This is a genomic window from Lysobacter rhizosphaerae, from assembly GCF_054779795.1.
This window is the reverse complement of record NZ_BAAGXO010000011.1, coordinates 245,680-259,589: the sequence shown is the minus strand read 5'-3', so window position 1 is coordinate 259,589 and position 13,910 is coordinate 245,680. Positions and strand designations below refer to the sequence as shown.

The 13,910-nt window shown below is 66.1% G+C and carries 16 protein-coding genes; 8 read left to right on the top strand and 8 right to left on the bottom strand.

From position 1 onward, the window contains the following. Nucleotides 1-65: 65 nt before the first annotated feature. The 3 genes from ACYVGE_RS16140 to ACYVGE_RS16130 all read right to left on the bottom strand — a co-directional run bounded on the left by ACYVGE_RS16140 (nucleotide 66) and on the right by ACYVGE_RS16130 (nucleotide 1,566). Nucleotides 66-977, bottom strand: a complete 912-nt coding sequence (locus ACYVGE_RS16140) for a LysR family transcriptional regulator (RefSeq protein ID WP_460731086.1) — start codon at nucleotides 975-977, stop codon at nucleotides 66-68. A gap of 141 nt (nucleotides 978-1,118) precedes the next feature. Then, nucleotides 1,119-1,307: a tautomerase family protein gene (locus ACYVGE_RS16135; protein WP_460731085.1), complete on the bottom strand. Its 189-nt coding sequence runs from the start codon at nucleotides 1,305-1,307 to the stop codon at nucleotides 1,119-1,121. Between the two features lie 22 nt (nucleotides 1,308-1,329). Next, nucleotides 1,330-1,566 (bottom strand): tautomerase family protein, encoded by a 237-nt coding sequence (locus ACYVGE_RS16130; protein ID WP_460731084.1) that lies wholly within the window; start codon nucleotides 1,564-1,566, stop codon nucleotides 1,330-1,332. 400 nt (nucleotides 1,567-1,966) lie between these two features. On the opposite strand from ACYVGE_RS16130, the gene ACYVGE_RS16125 reads away from it, so the two are divergent. Continuing rightward, nucleotides 1,967-2,917, top strand: coding sequence for an enoyl-CoA hydratase/isomerase family protein (locus ACYVGE_RS16125; protein WP_460731083.1), 951 nt, complete (start codon nucleotides 1,967-1,969; stop codon nucleotides 2,915-2,917). A 55-nt stretch (nucleotides 2,918-2,972) separates the two neighbouring features. Here ACYVGE_RS16125 and fabB read toward each other — a convergent pair whose 3' ends face one another. The 4 genes from fabB to ACYVGE_RS16105 form a co-directional block, all read right to left on the bottom strand. Continuing rightward, nucleotides 2,973-4,196: a beta-ketoacyl-ACP synthase I gene (gene fabB / locus ACYVGE_RS16120; protein WP_460731082.1), complete on the bottom strand. Its 1,224-nt coding sequence runs from the start codon at nucleotides 4,194-4,196 to the stop codon at nucleotides 2,973-2,975. Beyond that, nucleotides 4,196-4,711 (bottom strand): 3-hydroxyacyl-[acyl-carrier-protein] dehydratase FabA, encoded by a 516-nt coding sequence (gene fabA, locus ACYVGE_RS16115; protein WP_460731081.1) that lies wholly within the window; start codon nucleotides 4,709-4,711, stop codon nucleotides 4,196-4,198. Before fabA ends, fabB begins: the two co-directional genes overlap by 1 nt. 220 nt (nucleotides 4,712-4,931) lie before the next feature. Beyond that, on the bottom strand, nucleotides 4,932-5,363 hold the full coding sequence (locus tag ACYVGE_RS16110; RefSeq protein WP_460731080.1) for a putative zinc-binding protein: 432 nt from the start codon (nucleotides 5,361-5,363) through the stop codon (nucleotides 4,932-4,934). 19 nt (nucleotides 5,364-5,382) lie between these two features. Beyond that, nucleotides 5,383-6,630, bottom strand: coding sequence for an alginate export family protein (locus tag ACYVGE_RS16105; RefSeq protein ID WP_460731079.1), 1,248 nt, complete (start codon nucleotides 6,628-6,630; stop codon nucleotides 5,383-5,385). 194 nt (nucleotides 6,631-6,824) lie between these two features. On the opposite strand from ACYVGE_RS16105, the gene ACYVGE_RS16100 reads away from it, so the two are divergent. The 5 genes from ACYVGE_RS16100 to azu all read left to right on the top strand — a co-directional run bounded on the left by ACYVGE_RS16100 (nucleotide 6,825) and on the right by azu (nucleotide 10,498). Further along, nucleotides 6,825-6,986: a hypothetical protein gene (locus ACYVGE_RS16100; protein ID WP_460731078.1), complete on the top strand. Its 162-nt coding sequence runs from the start codon at nucleotides 6,825-6,827 to the stop codon at nucleotides 6,984-6,986. Nucleotides 6,987-7,004: 18 nt separating this feature from the next. Then, nucleotides 7,005-8,540: a copper-containing nitrite reductase gene (nirK, locus tag ACYVGE_RS16095; RefSeq protein WP_460731077.1), complete on the top strand. Its 1,536-nt coding sequence runs from the start codon at nucleotides 7,005-7,007 to the stop codon at nucleotides 8,538-8,540. A 3-nt stretch (nucleotides 8,541-8,543) separates the two neighbouring features. After that, entirely contained in the window at nucleotides 8,544-9,317 is a 774-nt protein-coding gene (locus ACYVGE_RS16090) for a formylglycine-generating enzyme family protein (protein ID WP_460731076.1), read from the top strand. Next, a complete protein-coding gene (locus ACYVGE_RS16085) occupies nucleotides 9,314-9,913 on the top strand; it encodes an SCO family protein (RefSeq protein ID WP_460731075.1) in 600 nt (199 codons plus the stop codon). Before ACYVGE_RS16090 ends, ACYVGE_RS16085 begins: the two co-directional genes overlap by 4 nt. Before the next feature lie 126 nt (nucleotides 9,914-10,039). Beyond that, nucleotides 10,040-10,498, top strand: a complete 459-nt coding sequence (azu, locus tag ACYVGE_RS16080) for an azurin (protein ID WP_460731074.1) — start codon at nucleotides 10,040-10,042, stop codon at nucleotides 10,496-10,498. A 160-nt stretch (nucleotides 10,499-10,658) separates the two neighbouring features. Here azu and ACYVGE_RS16075 read toward each other — a convergent pair whose 3' ends face one another. Further along, nucleotides 10,659-11,474: a universal stress protein gene (locus ACYVGE_RS16075; RefSeq protein ID WP_460731073.1), complete on the bottom strand. Its 816-nt coding sequence runs from the start codon at nucleotides 11,472-11,474 to the stop codon at nucleotides 10,659-10,661. A 277-nt stretch (nucleotides 11,475-11,751) separates the two neighbouring features. On the opposite strand from ACYVGE_RS16075, the gene ccoN reads away from it, so the two are divergent. After that, nucleotides 11,752-13,263 (top strand): cytochrome-c oxidase, cbb3-type subunit I, encoded by a 1,512-nt coding sequence (ccoN, locus tag ACYVGE_RS16070; RefSeq protein ID WP_460731072.1) that lies wholly within the window; start codon nucleotides 11,752-11,754, stop codon nucleotides 13,261-13,263. Nucleotides 13,264-13,272: 9 nt separating this feature from the next. Then, complete coding sequence (ccoO, locus tag ACYVGE_RS16065; RefSeq protein WP_460731071.1) at nucleotides 13,273-13,908, top strand: cytochrome-c oxidase, cbb3-type subunit II; 636 nt, start codon at nucleotides 13,273-13,275, stop codon at nucleotides 13,906-13,908. Nucleotides 13,909-13,910 lie beyond the last annotated feature (2 nt).

The following is a 13,910-nucleotide window of genomic DNA, read 5'->3' as shown; positions in this document are numbered from 1 at the left end:
GAATCCACGCACTTCGGCAGACATTCTTCCACCCAGCGATGCAATCGAGGAAATTGCTGGGGTGTCTACGTACTCAGTTTTGTGAAGGACGCACGCAGGCGCGGCGTGGCGAAATCGACGAACGCACGCACCTTCGGCACCGACAGGCGCCCGTAGGGCGAGACCAGGTGGACCGGGAGCGGCGCCGGCTCCGCATCGGCCAGGACGATGCGCAGTGCATCCTGTTCGAGTTCGGAAGCGACGTGATACGACAGCAGTCTAGTCACGCCGTGCCCCTCCACCGCCGAGGCCCTTGCCGCGTGCACGTTGTTGACGACGAGGCGTGGAGTAAATGGAACGGATTGATGAATCGAAGATCCTTCCGTTGGCGGGAAGCTCCACGAATCCAGGCCCATGTGCGACATCGTGATGATCTGGTGCGCACTCAGGTCGGAGGGTTGCTCGATGGCGGGATGTGTCGCCAGGTAGCGCGGCGATGCCACGATCACGCGCCGAGCCTCGCCGATGCGAGTTGCGACCAGCGTCGAGTCGGCCAGAGGGGTAACGCGCAACGCCAGGTCCATGCCTTCGTCGATCAGGTTGACTGGCCTTTCCAGCAGGTGCATCCGCACGTTGACCGTCGGGAATTCCTCGATGAAGGCATCGACGATCGGACGTAGCAGTTCCACACCAATAAACATGGTGGAGGTGATGGTCAGGGTGCCGCGTGGCACCGACCGCTCGCCGGCGGCCTGCCGGTCCGCCTCCTCGAGGTCCGCGAGCACTCTCCTGCAGGCGGTGGCGTATCGCTCGCCGGCTTCGCTCAGCTTGATGGAGCGCGTGGTCCGGTGCAGCAGCGGCACGCCGACGTGCGCCTCGAGATAGGCGACGGCCCGGCTCACCGCGGCGGGCGAGCGACCGGTCCTGCGGCTGGCACCGGCGAGGCTGCCCTCGTCGAGGGCGGCGATGAAGATCTTCATGGCCTCGATGCGATCCATCTGCGCCACCGTACTCTTTAGCGGAGCCGAACCGGCTGGTCCGGTCGCATTTGACCACCGCGCAGGTGCGCGCGTCGAGGACCACGGCCAGGCGTCGCCGTTGCCCCGGGTTTCTGGTGAATCAGGGGCCGCCGCATCGCGTCACCCTGGGGCGCGTGGAACGAAGTCGAGCTCGCGGATGTTTGGGGCCTGGTGCTCGTGGAGGATGACGGTGATGGCCTTCGGATCGGCGTTGAGTGTGGTGACAGTGGCCTCAACGAGGTCCGTCACCAGCGACCGCTTCTGTTCCGTCGACAGAGGCGTGGAGAGATGACATTGGATCAGTGGCATGGCGGCGTCTCCGGGACTCGGCCTATCGTTCGGGCGTCGGCTTCGCGAAATCCGGCAGGTGTTGCGCGTTCTCGACCAGGTTGATGCCGGGATTCTCGTGGATGATCAGGTGTACGTTCTCGCGCGGCTCGCCGGTGGCCCGATTGACCGCATCGAGAATGGCCGTCGCGAACCTGCGCTTCTGCTCGTCGGTGCGACCGACGCGCATGTCTATGGTGAGTATCGCCATCGTGGTGCTCCTCGCTTGAGTGGGTGACATCGCTACAGCCCGGCGTGGGCGCAACCGGAAGGCCGCCGGAGATCACGCGGCCTTGACCTGTGCTCCAGGTTGGGGAATGTACGCGTGTCTCTTCATGCCGAGAAAGAATGCTTCGCGGAAGTCAGCCTTCCGATGCGCGACATAATCTGGCAAAGACCCATTCTTCCATCGCGTGGAAGAAAGTATTTCGCCATGCAGTCTTTCTTGCGCCCCATCGACGCGAGTAGCTTCAATCGCAGGCCTTTCGCCGAACGAGCGTGCTTGCCGCTACTTCCCCGTTGCATCACCCGGGAGGGTGGGGGCATCGGGTGTAGAAGGTCAAAGATCGCTGGGACATCCTGCTCTACCCGGCGCGTAAACCACTCTCCACATTCGTCACCTCCCCCACCGGAACTCCACCATGAAGCTCAACTTGCTCGCCACGGCATTTCTTGCTGTCGGCATCACGTTCACCGCTCCCGTGTTTGCCCAGGAGGCCTCGGCTCCCAAGGCCACCAAGCCGCAGCGGGCCACCGACGCCCCGGACCAGATCCGGCTCACCAAGGTCACGCCCGAGTATTGGCGCGTCACCTTGCACAACCCCCCGTACAACCTCTACGGCCCGAACACGATGCCGCAGTTGAACAAAGTCGTGACTGCGATGGAGACCGATCCGAACGTCAGGGTGGTCGTGTTCGAGAGCGACGTGCCGGACTTCTTCATGACCCATTACGACTTCGTGCCACCGCTGGCCGAGTCCACCAGCCTGCCGCCGGGCAAGACCGGTCTGCCGCAGCTGCCGGACATGCTGGTGCGCATCAGCAAGGCGCCGGTCGTGTCGATCTCGAAGATCCGCGGCCGCGCCACCGGCGTCGGCAGCGAATTGGCGCTGGCCACCGACATGCGCTTCGCCAGCCGGGAGAAAGCCAAGCTGTCGCAGTTCGAGATCGGCGCCGGCTTCGCGCCGGGCGGCGGGCCGTCGGCGCGCCTGCCGCGCCTGATAGGCCGCGGTCGTGCGCTGGAAGTGCTGATGACCGGCAGCTACCTCGACGGCGAACTCGCCGAGCGCTACGGCTACGTCAATCGTGCGCTGCCCGATGCCGAGCTGGACAAGTTCGTCGAGACGATGGCCCGCCGCATCGCCGGGTTCGACAAGCAGACCATCGCCGACATCAAGCGCCTGGTCGATGCCAGCAGCCTGCCGACCGACGAACAGATCGGAGCGGAGTGGGAGGCGTTCCTCACCTCGGTGCAGCGCCCGGCCGCGCAGCAGCGCATCGGCAAGTTGATGCAGCAGGGCTTGCAGACCAACACGGATCTGGAAAGGAACCTGGACGTGTACACCGGCAAGCTCAACGAACCGTCAAAGTGATCGTTGGCCACAAGGCGCCGGATTCAACCGGCGCCTGAAGCCTGCCCGGCCGCGCTCAAATTCCGCTAAACACCAGCGTCGCGTTGGTGCCGCCAAAGCCGAAGCTGTTGGACATCACCGTGCGCAACGCTGCGTCGCGCGATGCACGCAGGATCGGGAAGCCTTCGGCGCGCGGGTCGAGTTCGTCGATGTTCGCCGATCCCGCCATGAAACCGTCGCGCAGCATCAGCAGGCTGTAGATCGCTTCGTGCACGCTGGCCGCGCCGAGCGAATGGCCCGTGAGCGCCTTGGTCGAGGACAGCGGCGGCATCGCGTCGCCGCCGAAAGCCGCGCGCACCGCCTCGAGTTCGACGATGTCGCCGAGCGGGGTCGAGGTCCCGTGGGTGTTGAGGTAGTCGATCGGGCCAACGCCCTGCCCGTCCAACCCCGCCATCGCCATGCGCATGCAACGCATCGCGCCCTCGCCATTCGGCGCCACCATGTCGGCACCGTCGGAGGTGACGCCGTAGCCGGTGAGTTCGGCATGGATGCGCGCGCCGCGTGCCTTGGCGTGTTCGTAATCCTCCAGCACCAGCATGCCGCCACCGGATCCGATGACGAAGCCATCGCGGTTCGCGTCATAGGGACGCGAGGCGCGTTCGGGCGTGTCGTTGAAGTGAGTCGACAGCGCGTGCATGGCATCGAACTGGCAGGTCATGCCCCAGTGCAGTTCTTCGCCGCCGCCGGCGAAGACGATGTCCTGCGCGCCGTGGCGGATCAGGTCGGCGGCAGCGCCGATGCAATGCGCCGAGGTCGCGCAGGCGGCGGAAAGCGCATAGCTGACCCCGCGGATACCGAAGGCAGTGGCAAGGTTCGCGGACACGGTCGACCCCATCGTGCGCGGCACCATGTACGGGCCGACCTTGCGCACGCCCTTCTCACGAAGCAGGTCACCGGTTTCGATCTGCCAATGCGGCGAGGCGCCGCCGGAACCGGCGATCAGTCCGGTACGCGCATCGCGCACCGCATCATCGGACAGGCCTGCGTCGGCGATCGCGTCGCGCATGGATACATAGGCGAAGGCCGCCGCATCCCCCATGAAGCGCTTGAGCTTGCGGTCGATCGCGGCGTCGAGATCGATGGCGCATACGCCGGCGACCTGGCTACGCAGGCCATGCGCGGCATGTTCGGGCGCCGCGCGCAGGCCGCTGCGGCCCTCGCGCAGTGCGTTGGAGACGCTGGCCGCATCGTTGCCCAATGGCGAGACGACGCCCATGCCCGTAACGACGACGCGACGCATCAGAAGCCCTCCGTCGACTGGAACAGGCCCACGCGCAGGCCTTCGGCTTCGTAGATCAGGCGATCGTCGACATAGGTGCGGCCATCGGCGATGACCATGCGCAGCTTGCCGCGCAGCACGCGCTTCACGTCGATCTCGTAACGGACGCGCTTCGCGCTCGGCAGCACCTGGCCGGTGAACTTGACCTCGCCCACGCCCAGCGCGCGGCCGCGACCCGGCTCGCCCAGCCACGGCAGGAAGAAACCGGCGAGCTGCCACATCGCATCGAGGCCGAGGCAGCCGGGCATCACCGGATCGCCTTCGAAGTGGCAGGCGAAGAACCACAGGTCCGGACGGATATCGAGTTCGGCGACCAACTGGCCCTTGCCGAAGGCACCGCCGTCCTCGGTGATGCGCGTGATGCGGTCGAACATCAGCATCGGCGGCGCCGGCAGGCGCGCGTTGCCGGGGCCGAACATCGTGCCTTGGGCGCATTCGAGCAGCTGCTGGGTGTCGAGTGAGGCGGGTCGCGACATGGAAAGAACCGTGATGGGGAGAGAAGCGGCGACGCAGCTGGCTGCGACGCGGACGGGGGCACATGAGCTCACAAAACACCCCCCATGCGATAGCGCACGGGAATTTGGGCGCTGGAACTTGGCCGCTATCCGGATAATGGGCGTCCGACCCCGGGTGAGTCGACTCCCCGCATTCAGCAACCTCGCCGTAGGCGGCCGGGGGGACGAGGACCCGGGCGGTTCACCCCGCCTCGTCCGGCGTTTGCGCTCCCGTAACGCCGGCACTCGCGACGCACGCATGGTCGCGGCCAGCCAGACCGAGCGCCGCGGGCAATGCCTGTCGCACGTAGACCTCGGCGGCCAGCACCTCGTCGAAGCCGACATGGCGGCGCTTCTTCACTCCGTATTCGGAGAGCAGCAGGTGTTTGTCCGCGGTGATGCCGGCGCGGGCCAGGCAGGCCGACACGCAGGCCAGTGCGCAGCCGTCGATCGCCAGGATCGGTCTCCCGCTCTGTGCGGTCTTCACCAGCGCAGTCACGCCACCGCCGACGCCGGCGATGCACGACATCTCCGCGGCGCCGTTGCGGTCGAGCCAGACGGCGATCTGGTTGGCCATCTGCGCGGCGCTGGAGCAGCCCGAGCACGAATAGACCAGGGGAATTTTCCTGCTCATGCGATTGCCTCCCCGGAATTCATGGCTGCGCCCATTCGAGCTGCAGCCACAGCTTGGTGGTGTCGCGCGCGAAGCCGTCGCTACGGTAGTCGGCGAGCTTGGCCAGTCCAATCAGCTTGCCGTGCACCGGGAATCCCAGCGACGCATTCCACTCCTGGCCGTAGTCCTGGCTTCCGCTGTCGGCACGATAGTCGTGCCAGGCCAGTGCCCATTTGAGCTTCGACAGCGTGGCGCCATGTCCGAGCGCGCCGCCGGCCGCCAGGTAGCGATCCTCCAGCCCCGCCGGTGGCGTGACCAGGAACTTGTCGGCCCAGCCATTGAACGCATGCAGCGTCGCCAGTGGCGTCTGCAGCGCGTGGCGTCCGTTGCCACCGAGGTGTTCCCAGCCCCCGCGCCACGTGATGCCGTTGCGGGTGAACGCGGGTTCGACCAGCCAGTACTGGTGCGAGAACGACAATGGATTGTCGGCGTAATCGTGTTGTTGCGCCCATTCCAGCGCCAGCCCCCAGCCGTTGCCGTCGCGCACCGTGTCGGTGACCGCGCGCAGGCCCCAGGTCGCGGTCGATGCGGTGGCGACGTCGCGATCGTCGTGCAGGTAGGCGTAGCCCACCACCTGCTGCACGCCATGCTTCCATGCGAGGTTGAAGGCATGGCTATCGAGGTTGCGTTCGCGCGCCAGCACGTCGCGCGCCTGGTCGCCGTTGACGCGATGCACGCGATCCAGCCATGCGTAGCGCGCGGTCAGGCCAGGCCGCAGTCCCACGTCGAACGCGACCGCGTCGAAGGTCTGCTCGTTCTGGCGCCAGCCGCTGTTGCCGATCCAGCGCTGGTTGTCGAACAACAAACGTTGCCGCCCCAGCGTGGCGCCGGCGTGCCCGCCCTTCCAGGCCAGGTAGGCCTGGTTCAACTCGGCGCCTTCGGGATCGGTGATCGCCGGGCGCGTGGTGACACCATTGGCGCCGCTGTTGTAACGGTCCCCGGCGCTGGCGATCCCCTCGCCTTCCAGCAGCGCACTGAAGCCATGCGCCCAACGCATGCGCAGGCCGGCACGCAGGCGCAGCGTGGTGGCATTGGATGTGCTTGCGAATGCGTCATCGTCGACGAACTCGTTGCGCAGTCGCGCATTCCATTCGAACCCAAATGGCGAGGGTGTTGACGAGTGGGCGGGGGCGGAAGCTGGCAACGAAACCGGCTCGGCGGCGACTGCCCAGGCCGGGGCCGCCAGCGCGGCGGCGATCACGACGGGCGGCCATACGGGGTGTAACATCGGGCGGCTCCTCCTGTGGTTACGGATAGGCTCCCCCCCGTGTAGCGCTGCCGCCTTGACCTCGATCAACCCGCAGAGTGCGCGGGTGATCGTGTTCACCCGGCTTGACCCAGATCAGATCAGGGACTTCGCCACACGCTCAGACTGCGCTGCATCGGAAACCCATCCACGATGCAAACGTCCAGGAGTCCGCAATGAATGCCGATCGTTCCCGTCCGGCGCTAGTCCTCGCCATCGCCATCGCAGCGTTGTTCGCTGCCGCGCTCACCGCATATGCCGTGACTACCACCGATACCACCGACACCGGTCCACAGGCCGTCGCAACCCAACCCACGGGGATGTCCGTCCCGTTCTGAAGGCTAAAGGAGTTGGCAATGAAGACAGTGATCTGGAATCACCGTTCGTTGTTCCTCGCCGTTGCGCTCGCCGCGCTCGCTCTCACGGGATGCAAAGCCGACAAGGGCGACAAGGGTGACGCGGCCAGGACATCGGCCGCCGCCAACGATACGGGCGGCTCGCAGAAGGGCGACTTCGGTCCGCCACAGGGCGCGGAAATCAAGGCCGTGCTGACCTCGCCTCCCAACGTGCCTCCCGCTACCGGGCGCAAGGCGCCGGCGAAAGTCATCGTCGAACTCGACGTCGTTGAAAAAGAGATGCCGATATCCGAAGGCGTGACCTACACCTTCTGGACCTTCGGCGGCACCGTTCCGGGCAGCTTCATCCGCGTGCGCCAGGGCGACACCGTCGTCTTCCACCTGCGCAACATGCCCGACAGCAAGATGCCCCACAACATCGACCTGCACGGCGTCACCGGCCCCGGTGGCGGCGCCGCGTCGAGCTTCACCGCGCCCGGCCATGTCTCGCGCTTCACCTTCAAGGCGCTCAACGCGGGCTTGTTTGTCTACCACTGCGCGACCGCCCCGGTCGGCATGCATGTCGGTAACGGCATGTACGGCCTGATCCTGGTCGAGCCGCCGGAAGGCCTGCCCCCGGTCGACCGCGAGTACTACGTGATGCAAGGCGACTTCTACACGTCAGGCAAGTACCGCGAGAAAGGCCACCAGCCCTTCGACATGGAGAAGGCGATCGAGGAGCACCCGACCTATGTGTTGTTCAACGGCATGGAAGGCGCCCTCACCGGCGACAAGGCGCTCACCGCCAAGACCGGTGAAACGGTGCGCCTGTTCGTCGGCAACGGCGGCCCCAACCTGGTGTCGAGCTTCCACGTGATCGGCGAGATCTTCGACAAGGTCTGGTTCGAGGGCGGTACGCGCTTCCAGGAAAACGTGCAGACCACGCTGATTCCCTCGGGCGGCGCGGCGATCATGGACTTCCACCTGGAAGTGCCGGGCAGCTACGTCCTGGTCGACCATTCGATCTTCCGCGCCTTCAACAAGGGTGCGCTGGCGATCCTCAAGGCCGACGGTGCCGAGCGCAAGGACATCTACTCGGGCAAGGAAGTCGATGCGATGTACATCGGCGACCGCGCACAGCCCAACCTCGCCGCCGTCACCCAGGCCACCACCGCGGCCACGGCCGGCGCGCTGACCGCCGAAGACCAGATCAAGGCCGGCCAGGCACTGTTCGCCGGCACCTGCTCGACCTGCCACCAGCCCAACGGCGAAGGCATGGAAGGCGTATTCCCGCCACTGGCGAAGTCGGACCTGATCAAGGCCAATCCCAAGCGCATCGTCGACATCATGCTGCATGGCCTCACCGGCCCCGTGACCGTGAACGGCAAGGATTACAACTCGGTGATGCCGCCGATGTCGCAGCTCACGGATGACGAAGTCGCCAACATCGGCACTTACGTGCTCAACAGCTGGGGCAATCCGGGCGGCAAGATCGACAAGGACGAAGTCGCCGCGCGTCGCAAGGCGGGCGGGCCCGCCGCAGCCGCGGAGCACTGAGCCATGCGCCGCGTGTCCGCCCTGCTGCTGCTCGTACTTCCCGTCGCCGGCCTCGCCGCCGCCGCCGGGTTGTTCGCGCCGCTGCCGGGCGGCACGTTCAAGTCGGCGCTGCAGTACGAAGACGCGAAGGGCGGCGTGCGCATCGCGCCCTTCGCGCTGATGCGCAAACCGGTCACCAATGCGGACTTCCTCGCGTTCGTGAAGACACATCCGCAGTGGCAGCGGGATCGCGTCGCCCGCGTGTTCGCGGAACCGCGCTACCTGTCGCACTGGCAAAGCGCGACCGAACTGGGCCCGAAAGCGGAGCCGGGGCAACCGGTCACCTGGGTCAGCTGGTTCGCGGCGAACGCCTACTGCGAGTCGATCGGTACGCGCCTGCCGACCTGGTCGGAATGGGAGTTCGCCGCCGCGGCCGATGAGACCCGCAAGGACGCACGCAAGGACCCGGCTTGGCGCGAACGCATCCTGACCTGGTACTCGCGCCCTTCCAATCAAGCCCTTCCCCGCGCCGGCCTGCAGGCGCCCAACGCCTGGGGCGTGCAGGACATGCACGGACTGGTGTGGGAATGGACCGACGACTATTCGTCGCTGCTGGTGTCGGGCGACAACCGCAACCAGGGCGATGCCGACAAAACCAAATTCTGCGGTGCCGGTGCACTGTCGATGGACGACCGCGAGAACTACGCGGTGCTGATGCGAGTGGCGATGCTGTCCTCGCTGGAAGGCAGTGACGCCACCGCCAACCTCGGATTCCGTTGCGCGAGGAGCGCTAAATGAAAAAATTCAGAAACCTGGCAATTGCCGTCTGCACGGGAGCGCTGCTCACGCTGCTGAGTGCCGCCACGCTGGCAGCGGCCGCAACGCCGCCACCCTTGCCGCGCGATTCGGTCTATCAGCTGCCGTTGACGCTGACCAACCAGGCCGGCCAGGCCAGCGACTGGCGGCTGCGGCGCGGCAAGCCGCAGCTGGTGTCGATGTTCTACACCTCCTGCAAGTACATCTGCCCGCTGATCGTCGACTCGGGCAAGGCGATCGAGAAGAACCTCACGCCGGCGCAGCAGCAGCAACTGGGCATCCTGCTCATCAGCATGGATCCGGCGCGCGACGATGCCGCCGCGCTCAAGGCGATCGTCGACAAGCGCAATCTCGATACGCAGCGCTGGACGTTGTCAGCGCCGCCTGCCGCTGACGTGCGCACCGTCGCCGGCGTGCTGGGCATCCGCTTCCGCCAGCTCGCCGACGGCGAGTTCAACCACACGAGTGCGTTGGTGCTGCTCGACAAGGATGGCCGCATCCTCGCGCGTACCGAGCAGGTAGGCACCCGCCCCGATCCCGAGTTCCTCGCCGCAGTACGCAAGGCCACCCAGCCGTAAGCGGATTGCGAACCCGCCATCGCGGGCGAACAAGACGGGACACTGGCCCGTCAATCGCGTCCGCATGGCGGGTTTGAAATCCGCGCGGGTTTGAATCCGCAATCCCCCAAGTCAGAGAGTGACGCCATGAAATCCACTTCGAAAGCACTGCTCGGCCTGGCGCTCCTGGGCGCCGCTTCCCTCGTCCACGCCGCCCCCAACTGCACGCTCAAGCTGACCGGCAACGATGCGATGCAGTACGACCTGAAGACCGCTACGGTTTCCGCGTCCTGCCCGAAAATCACCATCGAGCTCACCCATATCGGCAAGATGCCCGCGCAGGCGATGGGCCACAACGTGGTCATCAGCCAGACGGCGGACATGAACGCGATTACCGCCGCGGGCACGAAAGCCGGGGCCGCGGCGGGCTACGTGCCCAAGGGCGATGCCAAGGTGATTGCCGCCACTCCGGTCGTCGGCGGCGGCGCCAGCACGAAGGCCACCTTTGCCGGGAGCAAGCTCAAGGCGGGCGGCGACTACACCTTCTTCTGCTCCTTCCCCGGCCATTCGGCCTTGATGAAGGGCAAGCTGGTGGTGACGAAGTAACGTCACGCTGGCGTTGCTTCAGTCCACCCGGCGTCCTTCGACTCCGCCACGCGCGGATCGAAGGACGCATGCGTTCAACGCCCGCGATGGCGGGCACGGCAGCGCGCGATCACCACGAAACAGCCCCGCGTGATTCGATGCCACTGCAACGGGCGCCGGCTCAATGCCGCATCAGCAAGGGCAGGTCGGCGTTCTCCAGCATGAAGCGCGTCACGCCGCCCAGTATGCGTTCGGTGAAGCGCGTGTGGCCGTAGGCGCCCATCACCAGCAGGTCCGCGTAGGCGGCATGCGCGGCTTCGAGGATTGGTGCGCCCTTGTCGGCGGTGTCGTCCAACACCTCGAATTCAACCGGCAGTTCGTGCCGGCGGCACCATTGCTCGAGCGCGAACTCCGGCACCCGCACGGGTGGCAGCATCGCCTTGCGCGTGCCCGTCAACAGCACGATGCGCTTCGCGCGCCGCAACAGCGGCAGCGCGCCATGCAGCGCGCGAATGGCCTCGATCGAGCCGTTCCAGGCAACGACGACGCAGTCCAGGGCCAGCGCCTGGTGCCCCGGTGGCACGACCAGGCACGGCAGGTCCGTGTGCAGGATGATCGAAGCCAGTGCGCCGGGGCCGCTCCACATCTCGTCCGCATCCCTGGCGAGCACGAGCAGGTCGTGCCAGTTGCTGGTGAAGCGCAGCGCATCGCCGACGTGGCCCCGGGCCACCAGCCAACGCGGGAAGACGGCCCCGGTGGATTCGGCCCAGGCTTCGAACACGGGCGCGGCCTTCTCCGCGTCGCGCACCTGTTCGTCGATGGCGGCGGCGTATTCAGCCAGGAGCAGCCCGGAGTCGTATTCCCACACCGGGGGAATGCCGCCCTGCACCACGTGCAGCCCGGTCAGACCGGTACGCAACTGCCCTGCCAGGCGTGCCGCGAAGGCGACGCCGGCATCCCAATCCGGATAACGCGTGGCGCGAACCAGCAGATCCATGGCGATCTCCTCGATGACCGGCGATTGCGGCAGTCGCATCCTGCACCCGTGCGGGGCCCGATGGCTTGATCCAGCTCAATTCCGGGGGCCTTTTTTGCCTTGGCCCATGGGCCTATTGCCCTGCGCCCGGGATGGGAGGACAAAGGCGTGTTGGCAGTGAACGCGCCCATGCGATGTTCGCCCGATGGTCGCGCCGCCGATTGATCTGTTTGATCCGGATCAAGAATGGGTTTTTCCGGAAACCCAAAATACGAGACGTCGAAGCGAGCCTTCCCCCATGACCTCCAATGACGCGATTCCCGCCGGACCCACCGCAGGTGGCGCCCCGGCTTCCAATCCCGTTCCTGCCGCAAACGCACGGTACGGTTTCTACAACGACAAGGTAGTCCTGCAGTTCTCCATCGCCACCGTGGTGTGGGGCATCGTCGGGATGGCGGTGGGCGCGTTCATCGCCGCCCAGCTGTACTGGCCGACGATCGGCGAGGGCATTCCCTGGCTCAGTTACGGCCGCTTGCGTCCGCTGCATACCAATGCGGTGATCTTCGCCTTCGGCGGTTCCGCCCTGTTCGCCACCTCGCTGCACGTCGTGCAGCGCACCTGCCACGTGCGACTGATCTCGGACAAGCTCGCCGCCTTCGTGTTCTGGGGCTGGCAGGCGGTGATCGTCGCCGCCGCCATCACGCTGCCCCTGGGCATGACCCAGGGCAAGGAATATGCCGAGTTGGAATGGCCGATCGACCTGCTGATCACGGTCGTGTGGGTCGCCTATGCGGTGCTGTTCTTCGGCACGATCGTCAAGCGCCGGGTCAACCACATCTACGTGGCGAACTGGTTCTACGGCAGCTTCATCCTCACCATCGCGCTGCTCCACATCGTCAACAACATCGCCATGCCGGCGGGGCTTACCAAGTCCTACTCGGCCTACAGCGGCGCGGTCGACGCGATGGCGCAATGGTGGTACGGCCACAACGCGGTCGGCTTCTTCCTGACCGCCGGCTTCCTCGGGATGATGTACTACTTCGTGCCGAAGCAGGCGCAGCGCCCGATCTATTCGTACCGCCTGTCGATCGTGCACTTCTGGGCACTGATCGCCGTGTACATGTGGGCCGGCCCGCACCACCTGCAGTACACCGCCCTGCCCGACTGGGTGCAGTCGCTCGGCATGGTGTTCTCGCTGATCCTGCTGGCGCCGTCGTGGGGCGGCGCGCTGAACGGCATCCTCACGCTGTCGGGGGTGTGGCACAAGCTGCGTACCGACCCGATCCTGAAGTTCATGATCGTCGCGATCAGCTTCTACATGATCGCCACCTTCGAGGGGCCGATGATGTCGATCAAGACGGTCAACTCGCTGTCGCACTACACCGACTGGACCGTCGGCCACGTGCACGCGGGCGCGCTGGGCTGGGTGGCGATGATCTCGATCGGATCGATCTATTCGCTGCTGCCGCGCCTGCTGGGCCGTGAATCGATGTACTCCACCAAGTGGATCGACACGCACTTCTGGCTGCACACCTTCGGCGTGCTGCTCTACATCGCGGCGATGTGGATCGCTGGAGTCATGCAGGGCCTGATGTGGCGTGCGACCAACGCCGACGGCACCCTCACCTACAGCTTCGTCGAAGCGCTCAATGCCACGTATCCCTATTACCTCGTGCGCCTGGGCGGTGGCCTGGTCGTGCTGGTGGGCATGGGCCTGATGGCGTTGAACATGTGGAAGACGTTCGCGATGGCACCGGCGCGCGCTCCGCAGCCGGTACTCGCCCCCGACATCAGCGACGCGCGCGCCTGAGGAGCCGAGATGAGCGACAAGAAAGAATACGGCGGCAACGCGCACCAGAAGATCGAGCGCAACGTCGGCCTGATGGCCGTACTGATCGCGGTGGTGGTGTCCTTCGGCGGCCTCGCCGAGATCGTGCCGCTGATGTTCCAGGCGGAGACCATCAAGCCGCTGCCGGGCGTGAAGCCCTACCCGGCGCTGCAGCTGGCCGGTCGCGACGTGTACGTGCGCGAGGGTTGCTACAACTGCCATTCGCAGATGATCCGGACGCTGCGCTTCGAGACCGAGCGCTATGGCCACTACTCGCTGGCGGGCGAGTCGGTGTATGACCATCCCTTCCAGTGGGGCTCCAAGCGCACCGGCCCCGACCTGGCGCGCGTCGGCGGCCGCTACTCGGACGACTGGCACCGCGTGCACCTGACCAATCCGCGCGACGTCGTGCCGGAGTCGAACATGCCGTCGTTCCCGTGGCTAGAGAAGAACCAGCTCGACGGCGCCGAAATAACCGCCCACATGCGCGCGCTGAAGCGGCTGGGCGACCCCTACACCGAAGCGGAGATCGGCAAGGCGGCGCAGGACGTGGCCGGCAAGACCGAACTGGACGCCGTCGTCGCCTACCTGCAGGGCCTCGGCAAGCACGCACCGCGGGGAGGCTGAGC

What these genes read in the sequence shown, in the direction of transcription:
- ccoN (WP_460731072.1), top strand. Translation starts at nt 11,752, where the DNA reads ATGACCTCCAATGACGCGATTCCCGCCGGACCCACCGCAGGTGGCGCC.
- ACYVGE_RS16125 (WP_460731083.1), top strand. Translation starts at nt 1,967, where the DNA reads ATGAAGCTCAACTTGCTCGCCACGGCATTTCTTGCTGTCGGCATCACG.
- ACYVGE_RS16090 (WP_460731076.1), top strand. Translation starts at nt 8,544, where the DNA reads ATGCGCCGCGTGTCCGCCCTGCTGCTGCTCGTACTTCCCGTCGCCGGC.
- ACYVGE_RS16105 (WP_460731079.1), bottom strand. Translation starts at nt 6,630, where the DNA reads ATGTTACACCCCGTATGGCCGCCCGTCGTGATCGCCGCCGCGCTGGCG.
- ACYVGE_RS16130 (WP_460731084.1), bottom strand. Translation starts at nt 1,566, where the DNA reads ATGTCACCCACTCAAGCGAGGAGCACCACGATGGCGATACTCACCATA.
- fabA (WP_460731081.1), bottom strand. Translation starts at nt 4,711, where the DNA reads ATGTCGCGACCCGCCTCACTCGACACCCAGCAGCTGCTCGAATGCGCC.
- ACYVGE_RS16085 (WP_460731075.1), top strand. Translation starts at nt 9,314, where the DNA reads ATGAAAAAATTCAGAAACCTGGCAATTGCCGTCTGCACGGGAGCGCTG.
- ACYVGE_RS16110 (WP_460731080.1), bottom strand. Translation starts at nt 5,363, where the DNA reads ATGAGCAGGAAAATTCCCCTGGTCTATTCGTGCTCGGGCTGCTCCAGC.
- azu (WP_460731074.1), top strand. Translation starts at nt 10,040, where the DNA reads ATGAAATCCACTTCGAAAGCACTGCTCGGCCTGGCGCTCCTGGGCGCC.
- nirK (WP_460731077.1), top strand. Translation starts at nt 7,005, where the DNA reads ATGAAGACAGTGATCTGGAATCACCGTTCGTTGTTCCTCGCCGTTGCG.
- ACYVGE_RS16140 (WP_460731086.1), bottom strand. Translation starts at nt 977, where the DNA reads ATGGATCGCATCGAGGCCATGAAGATCTTCATCGCCGCCCTCGACGAG.
- fabB (WP_460731082.1), bottom strand. Translation starts at nt 4,196, where the DNA reads ATGCGTCGCGTCGTCGTTACGGGCATGGGCGTCGTCTCGCCATTGGGC.
- ACYVGE_RS16135 (WP_460731085.1), bottom strand. Translation starts at nt 1,307, where the DNA reads ATGCCACTGATCCAATGTCATCTCTCCACGCCTCTGTCGACGGAACAG.
- ACYVGE_RS16075 (WP_460731073.1), bottom strand. Translation starts at nt 11,474, where the DNA reads ATGGATCTGCTGGTTCGCGCCACGCGTTATCCGGATTGGGATGCCGGC.
- ccoO (WP_460731071.1), top strand. Translation starts at nt 13,273, where the DNA reads ATGAGCGACAAGAAAGAATACGGCGGCAACGCGCACCAGAAGATCGAG.
- ACYVGE_RS16100 (WP_460731078.1), top strand. Translation starts at nt 6,825, where the DNA reads ATGAATGCCGATCGTTCCCGTCCGGCGCTAGTCCTCGCCATCGCCATC.